The sequence below is a fragment of the Brevundimonas sp. genome (assembly GCF_024711105.1).
In the GTDB taxonomy this organism is placed as follows: Bacteria; Pseudomonadota; Alphaproteobacteria; order Caulobacterales; family Caulobacteraceae; genus Brevundimonas.
On sequence record NZ_JANJTL010000174.1, the window covers coordinates 1 to 24,218 of the forward strand.

24 protein-coding genes and 1 pseudogene are annotated in these 24,218 nt (G+C 70.1%); 12 read left to right on the plus strand and 13 right to left on the minus strand.

Annotation, left to right across the window (positions count from 1 at the left end; all coding sequences use genetic code 11):
• Window positions 1-1,502: pseudogene (locus tag Q0M60_RS13850) on the minus strand (excinuclease ABC subunit A); the annotation flags it as partial.
• Between the two features lie 96 nt (window positions 1,503-1,598).
• The gene (locus Q0M60_RS13855; protein ID WP_296820581.1) at window positions 1,599-3,155 is read right to left on the minus strand and encodes an EAL domain-containing protein; all 1,557 of its coding nucleotides are present in this window, start codon (window positions 3,153-3,155) and stop codon (window positions 1,599-1,601) included.
• Window positions 3,156-3,405: 250 nt separating this feature from the next.
• Between Q0M60_RS13855 and Q0M60_RS13860 the strand changes: the two genes are divergently transcribed.
• The 3 genes from Q0M60_RS13860 (at window position 3,406) to Q0M60_RS13870 (ending at window position 5,887) form a co-directional block, all read left to right on the plus strand.
• A complete protein-coding gene (locus Q0M60_RS13860; protein ID WP_296820583.1) occupies window positions 3,406-4,125 on the plus strand; it encodes an AAA family ATPase in 720 nt (239 codons plus the stop codon).
• Window positions 4,126-4,197: 72 nt separating this feature from the next.
• Window positions 4,198-4,335, plus strand: coding sequence for a hypothetical protein (locus tag Q0M60_RS13865; protein WP_296820585.1), 138 nt, complete (start codon window positions 4,198-4,200; stop codon window positions 4,333-4,335).
• Complete coding sequence (locus Q0M60_RS13870) at window positions 4,301-5,887, plus strand: ABC-F family ATP-binding cassette domain-containing protein (protein ID WP_296820587.1); 1,587 nt, start codon at window positions 4,301-4,303, stop codon at window positions 5,885-5,887. Before Q0M60_RS13865 ends, Q0M60_RS13870 begins: the two co-directional genes overlap by 35 nt.
• Here Q0M60_RS13870 and Q0M60_RS13875 read toward each other — a convergent pair.
• The 3 genes from Q0M60_RS13875 to Q0M60_RS13885 are packed head-to-tail and all read right to left on the minus strand — an operon-like array spanning window position 5,865 to window position 7,728.
• Window positions 5,865-6,302 (minus strand): flagellar basal body protein, encoded by a 438-nt coding sequence (locus Q0M60_RS13875; RefSeq protein WP_296820589.1) that lies wholly within the window; start codon window positions 6,300-6,302, stop codon window positions 5,865-5,867. The two genes, Q0M60_RS13870 and Q0M60_RS13875, sit on opposite strands and share 23 nt — an antisense overlap.
• Complete coding sequence (locus Q0M60_RS13880; protein ID WP_296820591.1) at window positions 6,302-6,625, minus strand: rod-binding protein; 324 nt, start codon at window positions 6,623-6,625, stop codon at window positions 6,302-6,304. Before Q0M60_RS13880 ends, Q0M60_RS13875 begins: the two co-directional genes overlap by 1 nt.
• On the minus strand, window positions 6,625-7,728 hold the full coding sequence (locus Q0M60_RS13885) for a flagellar basal body P-ring protein FlgI (protein WP_296820592.1): 1,104 nt from the start codon (window positions 7,726-7,728) through the stop codon (window positions 6,625-6,627). Before Q0M60_RS13885 ends, Q0M60_RS13880 begins: the two co-directional genes overlap by 1 nt.
• Window positions 7,729-7,880: 152 nt before the next feature.
• Between Q0M60_RS13885 and Q0M60_RS13890 the strand changes: the two genes are divergently transcribed.
• The 4 genes from Q0M60_RS13890 (at window position 7,881) to gltX (ending at window position 11,147) form a co-directional block, all read left to right on the plus strand.
• A complete protein-coding gene (locus Q0M60_RS13890; RefSeq protein WP_366855993.1) occupies window positions 7,881-8,327 on the plus strand; it encodes a flagellar assembly protein FliX in 447 nt (148 codons plus the stop codon).
• Between the two features lie 134 nt (window positions 8,328-8,461).
• Window positions 8,462-8,890 carry an RNA polymerase-binding protein DksA gene (dksA, locus tag Q0M60_RS13895; RefSeq protein ID WP_296820594.1) on the plus strand — a complete coding sequence of 143 codons (429 nt, stop codon included), beginning with the start codon at window positions 8,462-8,464 and terminating at the stop codon, window positions 8,888-8,890.
• A 2-nt stretch (window positions 8,891-8,892) separates the two neighbouring features.
• A complete protein-coding gene (locus tag Q0M60_RS13900) occupies window positions 8,893-9,741 on the plus strand; it encodes an alpha/beta hydrolase-fold protein (protein WP_296820597.1) in 849 nt (282 codons plus the stop codon).
• Window positions 9,742-9,797: 56 nt separating this feature from the next.
• A complete protein-coding gene (gene gltX, locus Q0M60_RS13905) occupies window positions 9,798-11,147 on the plus strand; it encodes a glutamate--tRNA ligase (protein WP_296820599.1) in 1,350 nt (449 codons plus the stop codon).
• 60 nt (window positions 11,148-11,207) lie between these two features.
• Here the strand turns inward: gltX and Q0M60_RS13910 are convergent, their stop codons facing one another.
• From Q0M60_RS13910 to Q0M60_RS13925, 3 genes are all read right to left on the minus strand, one after another.
• Window positions 11,208-11,519 (minus strand): hypothetical protein, encoded by a 312-nt coding sequence (locus Q0M60_RS13910; RefSeq protein WP_296820600.1) that lies wholly within the window; start codon window positions 11,517-11,519, stop codon window positions 11,208-11,210.
• 163 nt (window positions 11,520-11,682) lie between these two features.
• A complete protein-coding gene (locus Q0M60_RS14465) occupies window positions 11,683-13,401 on the minus strand; it encodes an alpha/beta hydrolase (protein ID WP_366855996.1) in 1,719 nt (572 codons plus the stop codon).
• 61 nt (window positions 13,402-13,462) lie between these two features.
• The gene (locus Q0M60_RS13925) at window positions 13,463-14,029 is read right to left on the minus strand and encodes a TIGR00730 family Rossman fold protein (protein ID WP_296820603.1); all 567 of its coding nucleotides are present in this window, start codon (window positions 14,027-14,029) and stop codon (window positions 13,463-13,465) included.
• An 80-nt stretch (window positions 14,030-14,109) separates the two neighbouring features.
• Here Q0M60_RS13925 and Q0M60_RS13930 point away from each other — a divergent pair, with 80 nt between their 5' ends.
• The 3 genes from Q0M60_RS13930 (at window position 14,110) to Q0M60_RS13940 (ending at window position 16,194) form a co-directional block, all read left to right on the plus strand.
• Entirely contained in the window at window positions 14,110-14,877 is a 768-nt protein-coding gene (locus tag Q0M60_RS13930; RefSeq protein WP_296820606.1) for a hypothetical protein, read from the plus strand.
• Between the two features lie 89 nt (window positions 14,878-14,966).
• Window positions 14,967-15,704, plus strand: coding sequence for a 2OG-Fe(II) oxygenase family protein (locus Q0M60_RS13935; protein WP_296820609.1), 738 nt, complete (start codon window positions 14,967-14,969; stop codon window positions 15,702-15,704).
• Window positions 15,705-15,780: 76 nt separating this feature from the next.
• Complete coding sequence (locus Q0M60_RS13940) at window positions 15,781-16,194, plus strand: hypothetical protein (protein ID WP_296820611.1); 414 nt, start codon at window positions 15,781-15,783, stop codon at window positions 16,192-16,194.
• Here Q0M60_RS13940 and smc read toward each other — a convergent pair.
• The 4 genes from smc to Q0M60_RS13960 all read right to left on the minus strand — a co-directional run bounded on the left by smc (window position 16,191) and on the right by Q0M60_RS13960 (window position 21,450).
• Window positions 16,191-19,628: a chromosome segregation protein SMC gene (smc, locus tag Q0M60_RS13945; RefSeq protein ID WP_296820613.1), complete on the minus strand. Its 3,438-nt coding sequence runs from the start codon at window positions 19,626-19,628 to the stop codon at window positions 16,191-16,193. The two genes, Q0M60_RS13940 and smc, sit on opposite strands and share 4 nt — an antisense overlap.
• A 9-nt stretch (window positions 19,629-19,637) precedes the next feature.
• On the minus strand, window positions 19,638-20,240 hold the full coding sequence (locus Q0M60_RS13950; protein ID WP_296820616.1) for a DsbA family protein: 603 nt from the start codon (window positions 20,238-20,240) through the stop codon (window positions 19,638-19,640).
• 3 nt (window positions 20,241-20,243) lie between these two features.
• Window positions 20,244-20,876 (minus strand): DsbA family protein, encoded by a 633-nt coding sequence (locus Q0M60_RS13955; protein WP_296820619.1) that lies wholly within the window; start codon window positions 20,874-20,876, stop codon window positions 20,244-20,246.
• Window positions 20,877-20,994: 118 nt separating this feature from the next.
• The gene (locus tag Q0M60_RS13960; protein WP_366855999.1) at window positions 20,995-21,450 is read right to left on the minus strand and encodes a DciA family protein; all 456 of its coding nucleotides are present in this window, start codon (window positions 21,448-21,450) and stop codon (window positions 20,995-20,997) included.
• 176 nt (window positions 21,451-21,626) lie between these two features.
• On the opposite strand from Q0M60_RS13960, the gene Q0M60_RS13965 reads away from it, so the two are divergent.
• Window positions 21,627-21,812, plus strand: coding sequence for a DUF3008 family protein (locus Q0M60_RS13965; RefSeq protein ID WP_296820623.1), 186 nt, complete (start codon window positions 21,627-21,629; stop codon window positions 21,810-21,812).
• Between the two features lie 51 nt (window positions 21,813-21,863).
• Entirely contained in the window at window positions 21,864-22,493 is a 630-nt protein-coding gene (locus Q0M60_RS13970) for an exopolysaccharide biosynthesis protein (RefSeq protein WP_296820624.1), read from the plus strand.
• Here Q0M60_RS13970 and Q0M60_RS13975 read toward each other — a convergent pair.
• A partial coding sequence (locus Q0M60_RS13975; RefSeq protein WP_296820627.1) for a patatin-like phospholipase family protein occupies window positions 22,490-24,218 on the minus strand: 1,729 nt, incomplete at its 5' end. The genes Q0M60_RS13970 and Q0M60_RS13975 overlap by 4 nt on opposite strands.

A 24,218-nucleotide genomic window follows, 5' to 3' on the forward strand; every position in this document is an offset into this window, starting at 1 on the left:
TCGCCGCCGGACAGGGTGCCCGAGGCGCGGCTGAGGCTGAGGTAGTCCAGGCCGACGTTGTTCAGGAAACCAAGCCGGTCGTTGTTCTCCTTCAGGATCCGCCGGGCGATCTCGAGCTGCGTGTCGGTGAGGTCGGCTTCCAGGCCGCTGAACCAGGCGTGGGCCTGCTTGATCGAGAACAGCGAGGCCTCGCCGATGTCGAGGTCGGCGACCTTCACGGCCAGGGCCTCGGGCTTGAGGCGCTTGCCCAGGCACGCCTCGCAGGGCGTTTCCGACTGGAAGCGGCCCAGCTCCTCGCGGACCCAGGCGCTGTCGGTCTCACGCCAGCGGCGTTCGAGGTTGGGCATCACCCCTTCGAAGGGCTTGGAGACCTCGTACTTCCGGGCGTTGTCGTCATAGACGAACTTGATCTTGTCCCCGCCCGAGCCGTGCAGGATGACTTGGTGCGCCTGCTCCGGCAGGTCGCGCCAAGGCTTGTCCATGGAGAAGCCGTAGTGGCGCGCGAGCGCCTGCAGCGTCTGGGTGTAGAGGGGCGACTGGCCGCGCGACCACGGTGCGATCGCGCCCTTGTGCAGGGTCTTGTCGCGGTCCGGCACGATGAGGTCGGCGTCAAAGGTCAGCTTCTGGCCCAGGCCGTCGCAGACGGGGCAGGCGCCCGCCGGGTTGTTGAAGCTGAACAGGCGCGGCTCGATCTCGGCGATGGTGAAGCCGGAGACCGGACAGGCGAAGCGTTCGGAGAAGATCAGCCGGCGCGGCTCCGTCTCGCCCTCCTTGACGTCGGCCCACTCGGCCACGGCGATGCCGTCGGCCAGGCCCAGGGCCGTCTGGAGGCTGTCGGCGTAGCGGCTCTCCTGGCCGGCACGGGTGACGATCCGGTCCACGACGATGTCGATGTCGTGCTTGAACTTCTTGTCGAGGGTCGGCGCGTCCTCGATGGCGTAGAATTCGCCGTCGATCTTGACCCGCTGGAAGCCCTGGCGCTGCCACTCGGCCATTTCCTTACGGTATTCGCCCTTGCGATCGCGCACGACGGGCGCGAGCAGCAGCAGGCGCTCGCCGTCGGGCAGGGCGGCCAGCTTGTCGACCATCTGGCTGATGGTCTGGCTCTCGATCGGCAGGCCGGTGGCGGGCGAGTAGGGGACCCCGACCCGCGCCCACAGCAGGCGCATGTAGTCGTGGATCTCGGTCACCGTGCCGACGGTCGAGCGCGGATTGCGGCTGGTGGTCTTCTGCTCGATCGAGATGGCGGGCGACAGGCCCTCGATCAGGTCGACGTCCGGCTTGCCCATCAGTTCCAGGAACTGGCGAGCGTAGGCGCTGAGGCTCTCGACGTAGCGCCGCTGGCCCTCGGCGTAGATGGTGTCGAAGGCGAGCGACGACTTGCCCGAGCCGGAAAGACCGGTGATGACCACCAGCTCTCCGCGCGGGATGTCGACGTCGACGCCCTTGAGGTTGTGTTCGCGCGCGCCGCGCACGCGGATGAAGGCCTGTTGGTCGCTCATGGAATCCGGAAACTCAGACCGGGCCGCAAAGGCTCCGGTGCAACGCCGCTATATGGGTATCACTTCCGGGGATTCAGCAAGAACAAAGAACGAACGTCAAGCCCAGGCGGATATGGCGCCCTTCCGACGCGTGGGAAGCGTTTCGGGGAGACGGGTCACCAGCTCCGGCGTGGGCCGGCCGTATCGCCAGCCCTGGGCCATGTCCACGCCCAGGGACCTCAGCGCCTGGGCGATATCCTCGGTCTCCACCTGTTCGGCCACGGTGCGAACCCCCAGCGTGCGGCAGAGGTCAACGATATGGGCGACCATGGTCCGGGACCGCTCATCGGTCAGTATGGCGCGGGTCAGGCAACCATCCAGCTTGACCATGTCGATCGACAGCGCGCGCAGATATTCAAACGAGGCGGCGCCTGCTCCGAAGTCGTCGATGCAAACCTTCACGCCCGCGTCGCGCAGGCGCTCGAGCCGGCGGCGGGCGGCCGGAAGGTCTTCGAGGGCCGAAGTCTCGGTCACTTCGACCATGAGGCGCCTGCGATCGTCCGGTTCGGCCGAGGTTCGCCGCAGCAGGGCGAGCACGAAGTCGTCCGTGGCCAGGGAAGCGCCAGAGACATTGACCGCCAGCTTGGCAAGGCCGGCGCCGGGCTGGCGCAGCGCCCGCAGCGCTTTCGCCAGCACGGCAAGGTCGAACGACCGGATCAGGTCCAGTTCCTCGGCCATCCGGATCAGTTCGCCCGTGTCGCCTGAGGCGAAGCGCGCCAGAACCTCATGGTGATGAACGGCCCCGGACTCGAGGCTCACGATCGGCTGGAAGTGGACCTCGAAGGCCTGCTCACGGGCGATGCGCCGGAATTCGGCCGCGTCCCTGAGGGTCTGGGCGACGCGCGAGGAGAAGTTGCGAGCCGACTCGGCGGGCCCCTCGGCGATGCATTCGGCGATGGCGTAGCGCAGAGCCCGCAGGGCGGCCAGCGGGTCGGATCCTAGCTGTCCTTGCTCCACGACGGGGGCGATGCTGACGTTCTCGGCCGCGCAGGCCTCGCGCAGAAGGTCGGCTAGATCGCGCGTGTCGCCCTGGGATCTAAGGACGGCGAAGCGGTCTTCGGAGAGCTGGGCGGCGGAGCTGCCGTCAATGGACGCTTCCTGCAGCGTCGAAGCCACGACATCCATGACCTGGGAGGTCGGCGGGACGGAGAGGCCGGCGACTTCGACAAAAGAGACGGCCATCGGCTCAGACGCCTGTCTCATCGCGGTGCGCGTCCGGTTCAGGAAGTCCGTGCTGGTCGCAAGGGGCGGCGCGTGCAGGGCGAAGGGAGATCCCTCCCAGCAGAGGCCCAGGGAAACTGACGGAGCCAGCTGAGGGGCGCAGAACCCCCGCACGACGGCCTTGCGGACCATCCCGTCGCCGCAACGGACCAGCACGTCGATGGGCCCGAGCCTGCGCCCCGGAGCGGCGTCGGCCAGCACGCGGCGGAATTCCCAGGCAGAGGCGCGGGAGAGAATCTCGTCGAGGGGGCGGCCTTCATAGGCGGGCGCCGCGTCCGCGCCCGGCACGGCGGCGGCGCCTGCGGCGAAACGAACGGTGCGCGTCTCGTCGATTTCCATCAGGAAGTCCGACGCCACGAAGGCCAGGCCCAGGAGTCGTGACCGATGCGACATGGGGACGGACTACGGCCAAGCTGTGAAGAATCCGTCGAACCGCTTGGCTAACGTCGTATTTCCGACTCTGCTGGAAACGGAGGGACCGACCAGCGGCGAACGCCTCCAGCCACGTCGCAGAACCTTGGTTTGACGCGGGCGGGGTGATTCGCTTTAACCCTGTCCGGTAACGGCGGTCCTAGACGGGCGCCGGTCAGCTTTGAAATCCACTTCGGCAGGGACCGTCGCCAAACGCGGCGGGACGGCGCGCATGCAGACCTTGGCGGTGCTCTCGAGGAAGGGCGGGACGGGCAAGACGACCCTGGCTACGCACCTGGCGGTGGCGGCCGAGGCGGAGAAGCGACGCACCCTGATCCTCGACATGGACCCGCAGCGTTCGGCCATCGACTGGCGGCGCGAGCGCCCGGAGCACCGGGTCGGGCCAAGGGTCGAGCAGGGCCGTATCGGCGCCCTGTTCGCGGCGCGCCAGGCCGCGTCTCGCGGAGAGACCGACCTGCTGATGCTCGACACCCGGGCCGGCGGTGAAAGCGAGACCTGCGAGGCGGTGCGGACGGCGGACCTGTGCCTGCTGGTGGTGCGGCCGAGCTTCTACGACATCCGCTCCATCGCCCGCTCGGTCGAGGCCGTGGTCAACATGCGGAAGCGGGGATTGTTCGTCCTGAACCAGGCGCCGGCGCGGCGGAACGGCGAGGAGCCCCGCTCTATCCGCCAGGCGCTGGAGCAGCTGGCGGACTACGGCCTGCCGATCTGCCCGGTCGGGTTGCGGATGCGCAGCGCCTACCAGTCGGCCTCCGCGAGGGGCCTGGCCGCGCAGGAAGCTTGGCCCGACAGCCAGGCGGCCTTCGAGGTCAACAGCCTTTGGCGCGTAGTCCGGCGCGAACTTTGGCCCGAGGCCCATGCCAGGCCCGTCCGGGCGGCTGCCCGCGATCCCGAAACGGACGCGCCGCTCGATCTGGCGCTGGCCGGCTAGCTCAGGCTTGCGCGCCTCGCCGTCCGACCCCATTGTGAAAACGTATCGAGTTCGTACGGAGGCCCAACGGTCATGATCAGCACGCTGGAAATCGGTTTCGCCCTTTCCGCTCCGCTGCTCGTGCTCGCCTATGCCCTCCTCCGAACTCAGCCCCAGGCCATCCGCATCCGCGTTCGTGACGCTCGACAGCGTCGCGGCCCGCACGCCTGACGGCCAAACTCTATTCGACAATCTGAGCCTCGCCTTCGGGCGCGAGCGAACCGGCGTCGTCGGCCGCAACGGCGCGGGCAAGACCACGCTGCTGCGGCTTGTCGCCGGTCGGGCGGCGCCGTCCGAGGGCGCGGTGAGCCGCGCCGGCACCGTCGGCTGGCTGCCGCAATCGGCGGTCATCGGACCTGATGAGACCGCGGCCGACACGCTCGGCGTCGCAGCGGGACTAGGCGTGGTGCGGCGCGTGCTGGCCGGGGAGGGGACCGAGGCGGATCTCGCCGAAGCCGACTGGACGCTGGAGGAGCGCGTCGCGCAGTGTCTGGCCGAGGTGGGCCTGGCGGGCCTCGACCTGGACCGGCGGACCGTCAGCCTCAGCGGCGGCGAGCAGACCCGTCTGCGGCTGGCGGCCCTGCTGATGGCCGAGCCCGATTTGCTGGTCCTCGACGAGCCGACCAACCACCTCGATGTCGATGCGCGGCGACTGATCGCCGAGGTGCTGGAGCGCTGGAGGGGCGGGGCGGTCGTGGTCAGCCATGATCGCGGCCTGCTGCGTCGGATGGACCGGATCGTGGAGCTGTCGTCGCTCGGCGCGGCCGTCTTCGGCGGGAACTACGATCTCTACGCCGAGCGCAAGGCCGCGGAGCGCGCGGCCGCCGAACGCGAGCTGGACGCCGCCGAGCGGCATCGCGCGCAGGTCGATCGCGAGGCGCAGCGGGCTGTCGAGAAGAAGGCGCGGCGCGACCGCGCGGGCAGGGCCTTCGCCATGAAGGGCTCCGAGCCGAAGATCCTGCTGGGCGCCATGGCCGAGCGGGCCGAGATTTCCGGCGCGCGGGAGCATCGGCTGGCCGCGCGCCGCCGCGGCGAAGCCGAGGCCAGCCTCGCTGAGGCGCGGGAGCGCGTGGAGCGCGTGCGCGCCCTGTCGATCCCGATGCCGTCGAGCGGACTGGCGGCCGGCAAGACCGTGCTGGAGCTGGATGCGGCGACTTGGAGCGCGCCCGGCGGACGCGCCGTCCTGCCTCCGACGTCGTTGAAGATCGTGGGACCTGAACGGGTGGCGGTCATCGGGCCGAACGGGGCGGGGAAGACCACTCTGCTCAAACTGGCGGGGGGCCTCCTGGAGCCGTCAGCCGGCGTGGTGCGCCGTCCGGTCGAGGCGGCGTTGCTGGATCAGGAGGCCGCGCTGCTAAGTCCCGGCGAGACACTCGTCGAGGCCTACCGGCGCATCAATCCGGAGACGACCCTGAATGAAGCGTATGCGGCGCTGGCGCGGTTTCTGTTCCGCAACGTGGCGGCGCAGCGGGAGGTCTCGACCCTGTCGGGCGGAGAGCGGCTGAGGGCGGCGCTGGCTTGCGTCATGACGGGCGCGCGGCCGCCGCAACTGCTGATCCTGGACGAGCCGACCAACCACCTGGACCTGGGCTCGATCACCGCGGTCGAGGCGGCCCTGTCGGTTTACGACGGCGCGCTGCTGGTGGTCAGCCACGACGCCGATTTCCTTGACGCCATCGGCGTGAGGCGCCGGATCGACCTCAGGCCTGGCGGTTCAGGGTGACCGCGCGCATGTCGCTGTCGGCGGCAAGGCCGCCTGCCCCGTATCGGGCCGGCGCGCGCGCCTGGGCGACCTCGGCGGCGATGGCCTGAAGCAGGCCCTCGGAGACCGTCCTGGCAGCCTCGACCGCGCGGGCGTGACGGCCCAGCACGGCCTCGAACGCCTCGGTCGCGCGCATAAGAGCCATGCGCTGTTTCAGGTCGGCGCCGTCGATCAGGGATCGGTCCGCCTTCACCCGCGCCGACTCGTGGCGATAGACGTTGGCGAGGCGCTGGGTCTCCTCCAGGCCGGGTACGGCGTCCTGCGGTCGGCGTGTCTCGAAGGCGCGGGTCTCGTCGGCCAGACGCTCGGTCAGCCGCTCCGTCAGGGTGATGAGCTGGACGACGCGATCGTCGGGGCTGTCCGCGAACAGGGCCATCAGACGGCCTCCGGCTGGGAGAGGGGCCCGCCCTGGAGCGCGATCAGCTCGCGCTGGACCTGGTCGGCCAGACCGATCCCGCCGCCGGAGGCTACGCGGCGCGCCATGGCGTCGACGAGAAACGATCGCCAGGTGTTTTCGCCTGCACCGCCGCCAAACGGGGCCTCGGTCGACAGGCCCGCGAACATGGGCTGGAGCATCTGGGCCAGGAAGGTCGCCTCGAAGTCCTCGGCTACCTGGCGCAGCCGGTCAGAGTCGGCGCCGGCTGGGACCTGGGGCAGGACGGAGCGGACAAGGTCCGGAGAGACGGCCAGATCGCTCATCACATCACCTCGATTTCGGCCTGGAGGGCCCCGGCGGCGCGAATGGCCTGGAGGATGGAGATCATGTCCCTGGGACTGACACCGAGCGCGTTCAAGCCGTTGACCAGGTCGGACAGCGAAGCGCCCTGGTTGACGATCCGCAGCTCGCGGCCGCGCTCCTCTTCCACGCTCACGTCGGATTGAGGAACCACCACGGTCTCGCCGCGTGAGAATGGCTCGGGCTGGCTGACGGCGGGGCTTTCCTGGACGCTGATGGTCAGATTGCCCTGGGCGATGGCGACCGTGGAGATGCGCACGTCGTCTCCCATGACAATGACGCCGTTGACCTCGTCGATGATCACGCGGGCGGGACTGTCCACCGGGACGCTGAGGTTCTCGATCCCCGACAGGAAGCTGGCCATGTCGCGCCCCGCCGGGGCCCGCACCGCGACGACCGTTCCGTTTTCGGCGTAGGCGGTTCCGGGGTGGACGGCGTTGATCACCTGGGCGATCCGCTGGGCTGTAGTGAAGTCGGGATTGCGCAGGGCCAGCCGCACGATCGGCATCGACGACAGGTCGAACCCGGTCTCGCGCTCGACCACGGCGCCCGCCGCGATCCGACCGGCGGTAGGCACGCCACGGGTGACCGACGAACCAGAGGCGCCGGAGCCGGCGACCGCGCCCGTCTGAACCGAGCCTTGCGCCACCGCATAGACCTGGCCGTCGGCGCCGGTGAGCGCGGTGACCAGCAGGGTGCCGCCCATCAGGTTGCGGGCGTCGCCCATGGTGGAGACGGTCACGTCGATCCGCGAGCCCGGCGTGGCGAAAGGCGGCAGCTCGGCCGTGACCATGACGGCGGCGACGTTGCGGGTGTTTGCGTTGGCGTCCCGGATGTTGACGCCCAGCTGCTCCATCATCGCTTCCAGGCTCTGACGCGTGAACGGGGAGTTCCGGAGCGAATCACCCGTCCCGTTCAGCCCGACGACCAGGCCGTAACCGATGAGCTGGTTCGTCCGGACCCCTTCGACCGAGGTGATGTCCTTGATTCTCGACTGGGCCATCGCGGGGGCACCGAAAGCCATCACGGCCAGGGCGACGCCGAGAACTCGAAGGAGGTGGGCCATGGAAATGCGCCTGTTAAGCATAAGTCGCCTCCAGGCCTGCGAATTCCATGCCAGCCTGTTGGGCTATTTCATCAATGAAATCAGCGCGAGGATTGGTTAATGACGCTGTCGGGGCGCCGCGCGGCAGATTCTGCCGAGGCGTTAACCTCGCGGTGACCGGCGAAGCCGACCTTGGCCACATGAAGGTCTCCGGTCCCGGCCCGATTTCGTCCCAGACCTCCTCGCGTCCGAGGCAGGCGCAGGGCGGCTTTTCCGTCCCCGGCGGAACCGCCGCGGCGCCTCCTGCGACGGCGTCGCTGGCGGGCGTTGCGGGGGTGGGCTCGGTGGAGGCTCTGCTCGCCTTGCAGGCCGCCGAGGGACCCGAAGAGCGTCGCCGGCGCGCCATGCGCCGGGGCGGGGGGCTGCTCGACAGGCTCGATGCGCTCAAGCTGGCGATGCTTTCGGGCGAGGACGGCGCCTCGGCGCTCCAGGCGCTCGCGCACGCCTCGGCCGAGCAGCGCGACCAAGTGGACGATCCCGGACTGGCCGATCTGCTCGACCACATCGACACCCGCGCGGCCGTGGAGCTGGCTAAAGTCCGCTACCGGACATCCGCCTGAGGCCAGAAAGACACGGTTCTTCGGCCTCTGAGCGCAAGCTTCCGTGAAGTCAGGTTTGCGACGTTGAACCGACTCCCGCCCCTGTGTATGGCTCGCCTCGCTTCTCAGGGGGCGCTGTAAGCGTGAGGGGTTAGATGACCGCTTTGAGGTCAGATTTCGTCGAAGACGCGTATCGGCCGTCAGACGACGAGCCGTTCATGAACGAGCGACAGCTCGACTATTTCCGCAAGAAGCTGCTGGTCTGGAAGGACGAGATCCTGCGGGAATCCCGCGGGACGGTCGTCAACCTGCAAGCCGAGACGGAGAACCACCCGGACCTGGTGGACCGGGCGTCTTCGGAATCGGACCGGGCGCTGGAGCTCCGAACGCGGGACCGGCAGCGTAAGCTGATCGCCAAGATCGACGAGGCGCTGCGCCGCATCGAGGACGGCTCCTACGGCTACTGCGAGGAGACCGGCGAGCCGATCGGCCTGGCCCGTCTCGATGCGCGGCCGACGGCGACCCTGAGCCTGGAGGCCCAGGAACGCCACGAGCGCCGCGAACGCGTCCACCGGGACGACTGAACTTGGCCTGGCTCCGACGCGTCGGAGCCGTCGTGCTGTTGCTCGCTTTGCTTGCGCCGGCCCCTACCGCCGCGCAGCCGGCGGTCACACCGCTGGACCACCTGCCGGCGCTGCGCGGCGACTATTTCCCGATCCAGTCGGAGGCGACCGGGCGGCCGTATCACATCTACGTCCGGCTGCCGGACGGCTACGATCCCGCGTCGGAGCGGCTCTATCCGACCGTCTACCTGCTGGACGGGGACAGCCTGTTCCCGATCCTGGCGGCCAACCACCTGTTCCTGACCTATGATGACAGGACGCCCGAGGCCATCGTGGTAGGCATCGCCTACGGCGGCTTTTCGCCGGAGATCAATCGGCGGAACATCGACTTCCAGACTCCGGGCGCGGGCGTCACGGCCGAGGCCGCGGGCGCGGCCGCCTTCCAGCGCTTCCTGAGGACCGAACTCATCCCGCGCATAGAGGCCGGCTATCGGTCGGACCCCGCCCGGCGGGTGCTGTTCGGCCAGTCGCGGGGCGGCGCGATGGTCCTGTATTCGGCCATCACCGATCCGGACCTGTTCTGGGGCCGGATCGCCAGCAATCCGTCGATCACCCCGGGCATCGAAAGCCTGCTCGAACCGGCGGCGGGGGGCCGGCGCGAGGACCTGTCGCTCATCGTCACCAGCGGCACGCTGGATCGTCCCGACCTGCAGGAGGAGGCCGCGCTGTGGCTGTCGACCTGGGAGGCCCGGCCCGACCGCCCCTGGAGCCTGCACGGCGTCCGCATCGAGGGCGGAACCCATGCCGCCAACGCGCCGGACGCCTACCGCCGCGGCCTGCGCATCCTTTTCGGCGCGCCGCCGTCGCCTTGACTTGAGCTGTGTGGAGCGCGACTGACGCGCTCCGCATTTCAAGGTGTTCGCCCGCCATGACCGTCAAGGTCCGTTTCGCCCCGTCTCCGACCGGAAAGCTCCACGTCGGCAACGTCCGCACCGCGCTCGTCAACTGGATGTTCGCCCAGGCGAACGGCGGCGTCTTCGTGCTGCGCATCGACGACACGGACCTGGAGCGGTCCACGCCCGAGAACGAGGCCGGCATCGAGACCGACCTGACCTGGCTCGGCTTGGTGTGGGGCGAGCGCTACAACCAGTCCAAGCGCTTCGACCACTACGCCGCAGCCGCCGAGAAGCTGAAGGCCATGGGCCGGCTCTACGCCTGCTATGAGACCCAGGAAGAACTGGACCGCCGCCGCAAGGTCCAGCTGTCGCGCGGCCAGCCGCCGATCTACGACCGCAGCGCGCTGGACCTGACCGACGAGCAGAAGGCCGCGCTGGAGGCCGAGGGCCGCCGTCCGCACTGGCGCTTCAAGCTGGACGGCAAGCGGGTGGTCTGGGACGACCTGGTGCGCGGCCGCTGCGAGGTCGACACCGCCTCGTTGTCCGACCCTGTGCTGATCCGCGAGGACGGCCTCTATCTCTACACCCTGCCGTCGGTGGTTGACGATGTGGAGATGGGCATCACCCACGTCGTGCGCGGCGAGGACCACGTCACCAACACGGGCGCCCAGATCGAAATCTTCGAGGCGCTCGGCGCCGCGGTTCCGACCTTCGCCCACATGTCCCTGCTGATCGGGGCTGACGGCCAGGCCCTGTCGAAGCGGCTCGGGTCCCTGTCGATCAGCGAGATGCGCGAGCAGGGCTATGAGCCCGCCGCCATCACCAGCCATCTCGGCCGCATCGGGACGTCGGATGCGGTGGAGTTCGTCGCCTCGCTGGAGGCGCTGTCCGAGGGCTTCTCCTTTGACAAGCTCGGCCGGGCGCCGGCGCGGTACGACACCGCCGACCTCGACCGGCTGAACGCCCAGGCGCTGCACGCCATGGACTATGCGACGGCTCGGCCGCGGCTGGAGGCGCTGGGTTGCGACCTGGGCGAGGGCTTCTGGCTGGCGATCCGCGAGAACATCGGCCGCTTCCGCGACGCCAAGGACTGGGCCGAGACCCTGACCGGCCGCGTGCGCGGGCCGGGCCTGCCGGACGCCGCCTTCCAGGCCTCGGCCATCCTGGCGTTCGAGGAAGCCGTGCCCCCGGGGACGGAGCCGGACGGCCAGACCTGGTCGCGCTGGACCGAAGCGGTCAAGGCCGCCACGGGCGTCAAGGGCAGGGGACTGTTCCTGCCCCTGCGCCAGGCGCTGACGGGCCGCGATGAGGGGCCCGACATGAGCCTGCTGCTGCCGCTGATCGGCCGCGAGCGCATCCTCGAGCGGCTGCGCGGCGGCTGACACGAAAACGCCCGCCCGGAAGACCGGGCGGGCGCTACGATTTCACCGAAGGTGAAAGGATCAGGCGGCGGCCGTGTTGCAGGTCGCCAGCTGGTCGGCCGACAGGGTCACGCCCTGCCAGGTGAAGCTCGCCAGGGCGCCGACCCGTGCGACGACGCGGCGGCAGGCCCGAGTGGCCGGCTGTTCGGCGCCGCGGCCCGAAGCCACGCAAACGTTGTCGTCGCCACAGCGCCAGCTGGCGCCGTCGATGATGACCGCCTCGGTGGGGGTCATGGCGGTGTTCTGCAGGGTGAAGGAGGAGGTGCGGGTCTGGGCGGTGGCCGAGCCGGCGATGGCCAGGCCGATCACGGCCGCGGCGGTCAGGATGCGCATGGGGAGGCTCCGTGGATGTCCGCGCCGCTTCCGGCGCGGGGGCATAGTGCGTTGTTAAAGAGAACTGTCAAGGCGCGTTGCGAAAAACAACGAACCGGACTGTACGGCGATAGGTTATCAATGTTCATCTACCCAGCGCAAGTGACGCCGGACGGGTGTGGCGCTAGCGGTTGATGTCGATTGTGGCGCGGCGGTTCAGCGGTTCGCGGACGCCGTCGGCCGTCGGCCGGGCGAGGTCGCTCTCTCCGCGACCCTCGGTCGAGATCGAGGCGCCGTTCAGGCCCTGGAGGATAAGGGCGTCCCGTACGGCGGCCGCACGGCGTTGCGACAGGCGTAGGTTGTAGGCCGCCGAGCCGGACGTGTCGGCGTGCCCGACCACTCGGATCCGGGTCGCCCCGCCAGCCCGGGCGTGGGCGGCGGCCTGGCGGACGATCTCCTCGGCCTGGGGCGTCAGGTCGTAGCGATCCCAGTCGAAGATCACCGTGTACTCGCGCGCCTGCCAGGCGGGCGGAGGGGGCGGAGGGGGCGGCGGAGGCGGCGGAGGCGGAGGGGGCGGAGGGGGCGGCGGTGGCGGCGCGCCGACCTCGCCCGGGGCCGCCGGCAGGGTGACCCGCCGCGGATTGCAGAAGAGCTGGTCAGGCTGGCTGTCCGGCGAGATGAGATACCAGACCTCCGCCAGCCGCGACCGCAAGGACGCCTGCACGAGGTGGCGATCCTCGGGCGGAAGGCCCTCTATCGCGCAACCCATGTCGCCGAGGATCGATGCGTCGTTCGAGTAGTAGCCGTGACCCAGCACATCGAGGGTGGTGGACACCAGGGTGGCGTCGATCACCGAGGTGGACTCGGGCGAAACTTCACGCGCGTCCCGGACCACCGGCCGATCGAAGATCACCTGTCCGACCCGGCCCCGAAGATGGATCAGGTTCGAGGCCCACAGCGCGACGTCGCGTCCGGAGGCATAGACTGTGACATCGGCGTCAAGGCGGGCGAACTCGTCGGCGAGGCGTTCGAACGTCGCCACATCCATGTCGGCCGCCGCCATGACGATGCGCACGGTGATCTCGTCGGTCGGACAGCTGGGAATCAGGCCGTCCAGCGCTCCAGCCACCACCCGATTGCCCATGGAATGGACGATCAGGTTGAGCTGGCGAGGGTGCAGCTCACAGATGACCCGGTCGAGATAGGCCCGCAGGAGGGGCTCCGACGCCTCGGCGTTCCGCTCATCTTCAAAATAGCCGAGGAGCCGAGCCTGGGAGGGCCAGATGAAGGCCAATGGCGCGCCGGGATCAATGCCGGTCTCGATACGGAGGTCATGGTTGACCTGCGCCGCAGACAGCAGGGCGCTTTCGAACGGCACATTGTAGCCGTGCACGAAGAGCATGACCGCGTCGTCGCGCCGCTCGGTCTCTGCGCCTGCGCGCCGAAAGAAGTCGGCTTCTTCCGTCGCCTGGATGCGCGTCACGAATATGAAATAGGGCTCCCGGTCCACCCCAGGAGCTTCTCCCTCGGCGATCGGGCGGTGTCCCGAGCGGCGCTCCCGCACGCCCTCGCGCGTCTCGACGTAGCCCGGCAGCCAGACGTCGGCCACGCCGTAGCTCAGCGGGCCTATTGCATCACGATAGGCGTCTGCGGCGCCGAGCACACCGTCATCGCCGGAGATGTTTTCGATAGCCCGGCTGGTCGCGAAATAGACCGGGATGCAGGTCACGGGCGGGGGCGCATCGTAGCCGGCGTGGCTGTCGAGGCCGCGGGCCTCGATCAGAGCCTGGCACTCGGTCCCGAAGGCCGAGGGATGCCGCAGGATGGGATCGCCGCCGCAGGCGCTGAGTAGCGCCGCCATTCCCGCCGATGCGCCCAGGGCGATAATCGTCGATCGGCGCATGACTACCCCCAACCCAAGCGCAGTCTAGGTTGAGATACCCCCGATAGGCAAACTGCGGCGATCAGGCCTCGAACCTGTCCTCGAGCGCGGCCATCAGGGCAGAAACATCTGGGACCACCACGATGCTGTCCACAAACCAGGCCGGGGTCATGCCGACCTCGACGTTGTGGCGCAGCAGGGCGACCAGATTGTCCCAGAAGCCGTCGACGTTGAGGAAGTAGGTCGGCTTGTCGTGCAGGCTAAGGCGCTGCCACGACATCACCTCGACGGCCTCCTCGAGCGTGCCGATGCCGCCGGGCGCGACAACGAAGGCGTCCGAGGCGTCGTACATCATGGCCTTGCGTTCATGCATGCTCTGCACGACGACCGTCTCGACCTCGTCCAGCAGGCGCTCTTTGGCGCGCAGGAAATCCGGCATGACGCCGAGCACCCGCCCGCCGGCCGCGTGCGCGGAGCGGGCGGTTTCCCCCATGAGGCCGACGCCGCCGCCTCCGTAGACGAGGCGGATATCGCGCGCCGCCAGCGCCTGGCCGAGCTCGCGGGCCGCCTCGGCGAAGATGGGGTCCGAGCCCATGGAAGACCCGCAGAAGACGCAGACCGAGTCGAGGCGGGCGGGAGCGGTCGTCATTCGGCGGAAACCTTGGGTGTTGGAGCCTGGGGAGCGTTCGTCTAGCAAAGCCCCGCGCCGACACCTAGCGGAAGCGACAGATGCGCCTGACCCTGTTTCCCCTCCTTGCCATGCTGGCGGTCCTGACGGGCTGCAGCGGGGGCGCGCGGGAGGCCGAGGCGCCAGCGGCCGAGGACGACGCCTACGCCAGCCCGCCGGCGGTGACGGCTGTTCGCTTGAGCGACACGGGCGGGCTTACGGTGATCGGCTCGGCCGAGCCCGGCGAGCGCATCCGGCTCATCGAGATGAACGGCACGGCGCACGGCGTGACGACCGACGCGCGCGGGGTGTTCGAACTGAGCCTGAATGCGGACGGCGCGGCCGACCGTCTGTTCTCGGTGAACGTCCAGAGGGCCGGCCAGGCGATTCCGGCCGACGGCTGGCTGATGTCGCCGGCGGCGGCGCCCGAGCGTGCGGTGATGCTCCGTCCCGGCGATGCGTCCCTTCCGGTGGGCCCGGCGCCGCTTCTGGCCGTGGTGGATGTCGACGCGGGCGGCGGTGTGGCCCTGTCGGGTGTCGCCGAGCCGGGAGCCGAGGTCGAAGTCCGTATCGACGGCGTACGCCAGGGCGTCACCGAGGCGGACGCGACGGGCCGTTGGTCCCTCACGCCCAGCGCCACCCTCCCTGCGGGCGAACATCGCGTGCTCGTGATCGCCGACGTCCAGGTCGAGCACGCGCTCGACCTCACGCCGATCCGGCCGACCGGCCCGATGCAGACCGAGGCCGTGCCGTCGGGCCTGCGCATCGCCTGGGGCCTGCCCGGCGGCGGAGCCCAGACGACATTCCTCATCCTCTCGCCCGACGCCTGACAAATCGCTGTTTCTGACGGAAGATTAACTTGGCGCGGCGTGCGCGTCGGCCCATCCCGTGCGACTGATTTGCAGGGGCGCGCTCGGTGTTGAGGCTGGACAAGGGGCTGGATCCGGACGCCGTCGCGCCCGTCTTCAAGCGCTTCGGCCGGCTGCATCTGCCCGGGCTCCTTCGGGCCGAGGACGCGCTCGAACTCCATGCCGGGGTGCGCAAGGCGGATGGCTGGCGGCGCGCGATCCACCTGGGGCCGGGGCAGGACTACGACATGCCCATGGCCGAGCTCGAGGCCATGGCGGCAGACGAGCGGACGGCGCTGGAGGCGCAGGTTTACGCCTCGGCCACCGACGCCTTTCGCTACATGTTCGACACCGTGCGCATAAGCCAGGACACGCTGAAGGGGCAGGATATTTCGCCGGCCCTGGTCCAGGTGCGCGATTTCCTCAACGGAGAGGCTTTCCTGCAGTTCGTGAGGCGGCTGACCGGCGAGCCGCGCATCGTCTACGCCGACTGCATGGCGACGCGTTACCTGCCGGGACATTTCCTGACCGCGCACGACGACGAGGCGCCGGGCCGGGACAGGCTGTTCGCCTACGTCCTGAACCTGACCGCGCGCTGGCGGGCCGACTGGGGCGGCATGCTGCTTTTCCTCGACGAAGACGACCACGTGGCCGAGGGCTATATGCCGGCGTTCAACTCGCTGAACATCTTCAGGGTGCCGCAGCGGCACGCGGTTTCGATCGTGGCCCCCTTCGCCGGGGAGCCTCGGCTGGCCATCACCGGCTGGCTGCGGGCCCGCAGACCTGAAGGATGGGAACCCTACGCCTGAGCCTGAACGGTTGCGCGGACGTTACGGTCCTGTAAGGTTCGAGGCGGAATTGGGGCGGGGCCTCATGGCGGCGACCATGACCAGGGTTCGAGGGCAGGATACGGCTGCGAAGTTGACGACGGCCGGCTGGTTGCGCTTGCGCGGGGTGGCGGCGATGGACGTCTGCGCCCAGTGGGCCCGCCTTCAAGCCGAGGGGGCGGAGTGTCCGAAAGCAGAGGTCGGAGCGAGACTGGCGGCGCTGGGCGACATCCATGACCTGCGCTGGTGGGACGAAGCGGCGGGCCTCCCGCCCGGCGACGGCTTCGTGCTGGATCTGGAGGATCGCGCCTCAGCCTGCGGCGGCCTGTTGCTCGCTCCGGACGGCGATCGCCTGACCGGATGGCGGCCGGAAAGGGGAGCTCTCACCGCGTTCCGTGAGGGTCGGATGGTTCTGAGCCCGGTCGTCCCCGGCGCGCCCGAGCGCCGCGCCATCGTCGGGCGGCTGGCCTAGGCCGCCAGTTCCGTGGCCTGGGTCAGGTCGACGCTGACCAGCTGGCTCACGCCACGCTCGGGCATGGTCACGCCGTAGAGGCGGTCCATGCGGCTCATGGTCACCGGATTGTGGGTAATGACGATGAAGCGGGTGTCGGTCCGCCCGCGCATCTCCTGGAGCAGGCGGCAGAAGCGGTCGACATTGGCGTCGTCCAGCGGCGCGTCGACCTCGTCGAGCACGCAGACCGGCGCTGGATTGGCCAGGAAGACGGCGAAGATCAGGGCCGTGGCGGTCAGGGCCTGCTCGCCGCCGGACATCAGGCTCATGGTCGACAGCCGCTTGCCGGGCGGGCAGGCGAAGATCTCCAGCCCGGCCTCGAGCGGATCGTCGGATTCGACCAGCTTCAGCTCGGCCTGGCCGCCGCCGAACAGGGCCGTGAACAGGGTCTGGAAGTGGCCATTGATGGTTTCGAAGGCGCCCAGCAGGCGCTCGCGGCCCTCGGCGTTCAGCTCGTCGATGCCGTCGCGCAGCTTGCCGATGGCGCCGGTCAGGTCGGAGCGCTCCAGCTTCATGGACTGCAGGCGTTCGGAGTGTTCGGCGGCCTCTTCCTCGGCGCGCAGGTTGACGGCGCCCAGAGCCTCGCGCTCGCGCTCCAGGCCGAACAGGAGGGACTCGGCGCCGGCCGCGTCGGCGGGGAGGGCGACGGCGTCTTCCTTCAGCTTCTGGCCCAGCTCCTCGGGCGCCATGCGGGCGGCCTCGCGGACCTGCTGGTCGGCTTCGCCCAGGCGGAGGGCGGCGGCCTCGGCGTGGGCCGCCAGGCCGGCGCGGGCCTCGCGGGCCTCGCCCACGGCGCGCTCGGAGGCGCGGCTCTCGCGGTCCGCGGCCTCGGCCAGGCCCTCCACCTCGGCCAGGGCGTCGGCGGCGGCGGAGCGGCGGCGCTCGGCCTCGGCGAACTGGTCGACCAGGGCCTCGCGCTTGGTGGCGATTTCGGCGGGGGCCTCCTCTGCGCGGGTGAGCTCGGCGCGAACGCGCGCCTCTTCCCGGTCGAGCTGTTCCAGGCGCTGGGCGGCGGACGCGGCCCGGGCGGTCCAACCATGAACTTCGCGCTCTACGGCTCCCAGGCGCCGGGCTCGGCCTTCGCGCTCGCGCGCTTCGGCGTCGCGTTCGAGGCGGGCGGCGGCGGCGGCTGAGCGGGCCTCGTCGGCCTGGGCGCGGGCATCGGAGAGTTCGGTCTTGAGACCGTCGAGCGCGGTGGAGCCGCTCTCGCCTTCCGGCGTGGCGTCCTCAGCCTGCCGGGCGGCGGCGAGTTCAGCCTCGAGCCGCACCAGCTGTTCGTCCAGCGCCTGGGCGCGGGCCTCGCGCTGGGCCTGGGCGCGCGATAGGGCGTCGTGGGTGTTGCGGGCGGCGGCGACCGCGCGTTCGGCCTCTGCCGGACGGGCTCGGGCCTCGCGCAGGGTCTGGTCGGCCGCCTTCACGGCGTCCGCGGCGGCCGCGAGCGCGGCCTGGGCCTCGGCCACCTGCGGCTTGAGCGCCTCGATTTCCTCCTCGAGTTCCGCGAGCCGATTGCGCTGCTCCATCCGGATAGCGGCGGGCTTGGGGGCCTCGGCGCGCGAGACGAAGCCGTCCCAGCGCCACAGGTCGCCCTCGCGCGACACCAGCCTCGCGCCGACAGGAAGGCCCCGGGACAGGCGGTCGCCTTCGCGACGATCCACGAGACCGCACCAGTTTAGACGCGCAGAGAGTGCGCCGGGCGCCTCGATGTGGGCGGCGAGAGGCTCGACCCCTGCGGGCCAGGCGGGCGGCGCGGCTTCCGCCCCCGCCCAGTGGGCGGCGGCGCTGGGGTCGAGCGCGGCGTCGAGGTCGTCTCCGAGCGCGGCGGCCAGGGCGGCCTCGAAGCCCTTCTCGGCCTGGGTCGATTCCAGCGCGGCCGCCTGGGCCTGATGCGCCTTGGCGAGGAGCTGGGCCAGACCACGGGCTTCTGCTGTCAGACGGTTGAGCCGGTCCTCGAGCTGGCGGGCGGCCTGGCGCGCCTGGCCCTCGGCGGCTTGCGCCTTGGAGCGGGCGGCGTCGGCGGTCTCGACCTCGACGCGGGCGGATTGCAGGGCGGCCACCGCGGCGTCGAGCGCAGAGCGGGCGTCGGTGATCTCCGGCGTCTCCATCGGTCCGACGGCCTCGCGCTCAACGCGGGCGGCGCCCACGGCGTGTTCGGCGCGGGCCCGCCGATCGGTCACGTCGCGGCGGCGTTGGATCTCGGCGTTCAGGCGTGCCTCGATGGACGCCACGGCGCCGGCCAGCCGCTCGACCTCGGCGTCGGCCCGGGCGCGGCCGGCCTCGGCGGCCTCCAGCGCGGCCTGCAGCTCAGGCCCGCGTTGCGGCGCGGCGGCGGCCTCGGCCTTCAGCGTGGTCAGCTCTTCGGACAGGCGTTCGACCTGGGCGGCGGCGTCGTCGCGCATCTCGGTCTCGCGCTCGCGGTCAGCGCCGATCCGCCGGATGTCGTCGGTCAGGCGTTCGACCGCCTCGCGCGCGGCGCGATCCAGCATGTCCAGCCGGTCGCGCTCTAGCGTCATGCGGTGAAGGAGTGCGGCGGCGACGGCATCCTCCTCGCGCGCCGGCTTCAGCCGTTCGGCGGCGGCCAGGGCGGCGGTCTGCGCGCGCGTCGAGGCGCGCGCCCGGTCCTCGACCTCGCGGTCCGCCTCGGAGAGCGCTTCGTTGGCGGCCTGAAGCGCGGCCTTGGCGTCGGCCCAGCGCGCATAGAGCAGGGCGGACTGCAGCGCCCGGATTTCGGCGGCGATCTTCTTGTATTTCTCGGCCTGGCGCGCCTCGCGCTTCAGCCGGTTCAGCTGGATCTCCAGCTCGCAGGAGATGTCGTCCAACCGCGCCAGGTTGGCCTCGGCCGCGCGCAGGCGCAGCTCAGCCTCATGGCGGCGCGTGTGCAGGCCCGAGACGCCGCCGGCCTCCTCAAGGATACGCCTGCGGTTCTGCGGCTTGGCGGCGATCAGTTCGGAGATTTGTCCCTGGCGCACCAGGGCCGGCGAATTCGCCCCGGTCGAGGCGTCGGCGAAAAGCAACTGGACGTCGCGCGCCCGGACTTCCTTGCCGTTGACCCGATAGGTCGAGCCGGCCCCCCGGTCGATCCGCCGAGACACCTCGATCAGGGGCGAGTCCGTGAACGGCTGGGGCGCGCGCCGCTCGGCGTTGTCGATGGTGAGAGTCACCTCGGCGTGGTTGCGCGCCGGCCGGTCCGAGGAGCCCGCGAAGATCACCTCGTCCATGCCGGTCGCCCGCATGGCCTTGGCGGAGTTGGCGCCCATGACCCAGCGCAGGCTTTCCAGCACGTTGGACTTGCCGCAGCCGTTCGGCCCCACCACGCCCGTCAGGCCCGGCTCGATCCGGAACTCGACGGGATCGACGAAGGACTTGAAGCCGACGATGCGGAGGCGCTGGAACTCCACGGCGGGCCGTCAGCGCCTCAGGTGCGGCTGGATGGCGGCGTCCAGCTGCGCCAGGGTCAACTCACCCGTTCCCACCGTGCGACCGTTGACCACGAAGGTGGGGGTGCTCTGGACCCCGCGCGCGAAGGCGTACTCCACACGTTCGTTGAACGCGGCGGCCCCGGCCTCGTCCCCGAGGCAGGCCTCGAACTGAGCCTCGGTCACGCCGTAGTCCGCGGCGACTGCGACCAGCCCGTCCCAGGGACGCTGGAGGATGGCGGACTGGTCACGCATCAGCCGGCTGATCACGTCGAAGTAGCGGCCCTCGGGCGCGCAGCGCGCCAGCATGAAGCCCGCGGTCGCCACCTCGACCGGCCCGGTCGGCATCTCGCGGAAGACGAAGCGGACCTGGCCGGTGTCGACGTAGCGGCGCTTGAACTCCGGGAAGACCTGGGCGTGCCAGCGGGCGCAGTGCGGGCAGGTGACCGAGGCGTATTCGATCACCGTGACCGGCGCGTCCGCGCGGCCGATCGCCATGTCGTCGGCGCGCCGGTCCTGGATCTGCGCAGACGAGGCGCCGGCCAGCGGCAGCCAGGCCAGGGCGATCAGGGCAAGGAGGGCGCGCCGGATCATGGACTAGCCTTCCGCGCTGGCTGCGGCGGTGATGGCGGTCTCGAAGGCCTCCAGCGTGGGCGCGCCGTCGAGGTGTTCGCCGTTGATGACGAAATAGGGGGTGCCGGTCACGCCGGCCTCGGACGCGGCCTGGACCCGGGCTTCGAGCGCATCGGCGGCTTCCTGGTCGGTGACGCAGGCGTCGAACTGTTCCTCGGTCATGCCGGCGGTGCGGGCGATGCGCAGCAGTTCGCCGCGCGGATCGGCGATCATGGCCTGCTGGTTGCGCATCATGGCGTCGATCATCGCAAAGTAGCGGTCCTCGCCGGCGCAGCGCGCCGCCAGGAAGCCCGCAACGGCGATGTTCGCCGGAGGCGTGGGCAGCTCGCGGAAGACATAGCGAACGCGCCCGGTGTCGATGAAGCGGCTCTTGAACTCAGGGAAGACCTGCTCGTTCCAGGCCGCGCAGTGGCCGCAGGTGACCGAGGCGTATTCCACCACCGTGACCGGCGCGTCGGCGGAGCCCATGGTCATGTCGCCCTCGGCGGCGCCACCGCCGCCGGCGCTTCCTCCGTCGCCGCTGCAGGCGCCGATCAGGAGGGCCGATGCGGCCAGGACACCCGCGATGAGGGACGAGCGACGATCGAGTTTCAGCATTCAGGCCTCCCGGCGCGGCTGGATTGGACAGTCTGGCGCGATTCCCCCGCGTCCAGCCCTAAAGAGCATCACCTTCGAGAACAGGTGAGGCGAAGATTTGTCAACGCGTCGCGGTGTCTTACCCACCGTCCTTGAGCACGTTGCGGCCCAGGCGAAGCAGGGCGTCGCGAAGATCGGGCGAGGGCGCGGCCTCGACGGCCCTGTTCAGGGCTTCTTCCTGGTCGGCGGCGAGCGGGCGGTCGACGACTTTGCGGACCGGTTGGCTCTTTGGCGCGCGCACCTTCACCGGCCCCTGGGCGATGCGGAGTTTCTCGGCCGCGCCGTCGCCGAGGAACAGGTTCACCCGCGCCAGAATTTCGGCGCTCTGGTGCTGGACGAAGGCCGCCGCCGGTCCGACGACCCTGAGTTCCAGCGTGCCGCCCCGACCAGCCCGGCCCTTCGTCAGCCTGATCGGCTGAGTCACCCGGGAGAGGGGCTCGCCGACGATTTCGGGCCACCGGGCCTCCAGCTGACCGGAGCCTTGGCCGAACCGCTCATCCAGTTGCTTGATGAAGGGAGCCAGTGATCTGCCCATCGGGGGCGGGGGGCGACGTCTGGGACGCGTGCGCTTGCGCGCGAGTATGTCGCGGGCTTCGGCGTCAGTCGGCAACGGGCGGCGCATGATCCTCGATACCACGGTGTCCGACCGCGGCGCGACGGGGAACGCTGGCCCGACTCTCCGGGTTGAGGACGGCAACTCTGGAGGTTCGCATGCCAGCCAAATCGAAAGCCCAACAGAAGGCCGCCGGCGCGGCCCTGTCCGCCAAGCGCGGCGATACGCCGAAATCCAAGCTCAAAGGGCCGTCCAAGGGGATGGCCGAGTCCATGAGCGAGAAGGAGCTCGAGAAAATGGCTTCGACCAAGCGCAAGGGTAAGCCGGAGCACGCCTCGGCCTAGCTTTCGCCACGGCCGGGCTTATCTTGAGCGTGGAGCCTAGCGGGAGCGCCCATGAATCCGTCGCCGGCGTTTTCCCGCACCTTCTCGGAGGTTCTGGAGGAGCTCGGCCGACGCCGGGGCGAACGCCTGACCGTCGAGGAGATGGTCGAGGCCTTCGGGGAGCGGGCGTTCGGCGCCCTGATGATCCTCATCTCGCTGATGAGCCTGCTGCCTTGGCCGCCGGGCGGCAAGGTGGTCTTCGCTGTTCCGCTGCTGCTGCTGGCCTCTGAACTCACCCTGCAGCGGGACACGCTGTGGCTGCCCAGGTGGGCGCTCAACGCGGCCGTGTCGCGCGAACGCTACGCCGCGGGCCTCGGCCGCGTGTTGCCAGCCGTCCGCTTCATCGAGCGGCTGTCGCGCCCCCGGATGAGGCCCCTGACCGGCCCGCTGGCTCAGATGGTGATCGGACTGATCTGTCTGGGGCTGGCCATCATGCTGGCCTTCCCGGTGCCTTTTGGGGACATGCTGCCGGCCTTCACCATCGCCATCTTCGGGTTCGCCGTGATGCAGCGCGATGGCGTCGCCGCGATCATGGGCCTGATCGGCACGGTCATCTGCATCGGATACCTCGCGCTGGTCTGGAAACTCATCGTGGAGATCGGCGAACGGACCTGGAGCTGGGCCCAAGGTCTGGTCGGCTAGGCCTCCAGGGCGATCTCGTCGGCGCGGCGTTCGGCCTCCGCCTTGCGGATGCGCAAATGGGTGACGGGTCCGTGCAGGGCCTCGAGCGCCTCGCGCGCGGCGGCCTCGCCGGCCGCCACGGCAGGCTCGAACGCCTTCCAGTCGCGGATTTCCACGCCGTCCAGCCGCGGCAGGATCAGTACGTCGGTGGCCTTGCGATAGGCGTCCAGCTCCGCCGAAGTCGAAATGGTGGCTGACCGCATCAGGATCGAGACGATCGGCGGTCCGGACTTCCAGTCGCCGGACAGAATCCAGCGCCACCACGACTTGGGGTTCTCCAGCACAGCGGGATCTACGCCACGGGCTCGCGAGACATCGACGCCGACCACCGGTCCCTGATGTTGCGCGCGCATCACGTCGGCCGGGAAGCTCTTCATCACCGCGCCATCGACCAGCACCGCTTCGCCGTCGACCACGGGCGGCAGCACGCCCGGCAGCGAAATCGAAGCCCTGAGCGCCTTGCGGAGCAATCCCTGGCGGTGAACCCGGTAACCGTTATTGGTTATGTCGGCCGCGACCGAGAACATCGGCACGGCCAGGTCCGCCATTTCCGTCTCTCCGTAGTGGTCCTCGAGCAGGCGCTCAACGCGCCGGCCCTGCGTCATGGCGATGATGGGAAAGGCGATGTCGGAGAGCGGACTGCTCTCCACGAAGGCCTGGCGAATGCGCGTCTCCAGCTCCTCCTGGTCCCATTCCAGCGCCAGGCCGGCCGCGACCACGGCGCCCATGGACGATCCGCCGACGAAGTCGAACGGCACACCGGCCTGGCGCAGCGTTCGGACCGCTCCGAGGTGGGCATAGGCCCGCGCGCCGCCGCCTGACAGGACGAGCCCCACCGAGCAACCCGCGATCACGCGGGCGAGCCGCGCCTCGTCCGATGGGTCGCCCTCGCGCAGGTGGAACCAGCGGGCCGGCGCCAGGGCCGCTATCCAGACCGCAGCGTTGTCCGGCGCGACGCCCGGGTCCCTGAGCAGGATCAGGTCGGTCGGCCGATGGGCCTCGTCATCCGAGGGCAGGCCGGGGGGTTCGCCGGTCGGCAGGGCCAGGGCGTTGCCCACCAGGAAGAGACGGTCGACCTGGCGAGCGCACAGCTGCGCCCAGGCGGCGTCCTCCTTCTCGGCGACGTAGAGGACATAGTCATGGGTCTCTTCGACCCTGCTGAACCAGTCGGCTGCTGAGGTCAGGGCCGATTGGTCGATGACCTGGACGGTGAAGCCCAGTCCCACGATGCTGGCCGCGACCCGGTCGACAAAGGCGCGGATCGGCCGCCCCCTCATGGAGACAAATCCGAAGACGCTGGGGTCCGCGGCGCTGCGGCCCTCGTCACGGGTGCGCCGGATCATCAGGCGCGCCAGCTCGGTCATGACATCGGCGTGCTTGCGCGCCGCCTCGAAGAACGCCTCGCGAGGCAGGGCGAGGATCTCGGAGTCGCGCAGCGCCACGACGGTCGAGGTGTGAGCCGTGCCTGCCAGCAGGGACATCTCGCCAACGGGTTCGCCGCCCCTCACCACGCCGACGAACTCGGTCTCCTTGCCCTCGTCCTTGCGGAACACGCCCAGCCTGCCCGAGCGGAGCAGATAGAGGGTGTCGGCGGGATCGCCCGCGCTGAACAGACGCTCGCCGCCGGTCAGGGTGAACCAGCTGGCCGGCGATCGATGCTCGTTGAACAGGCCGGCAAGAGCGGTC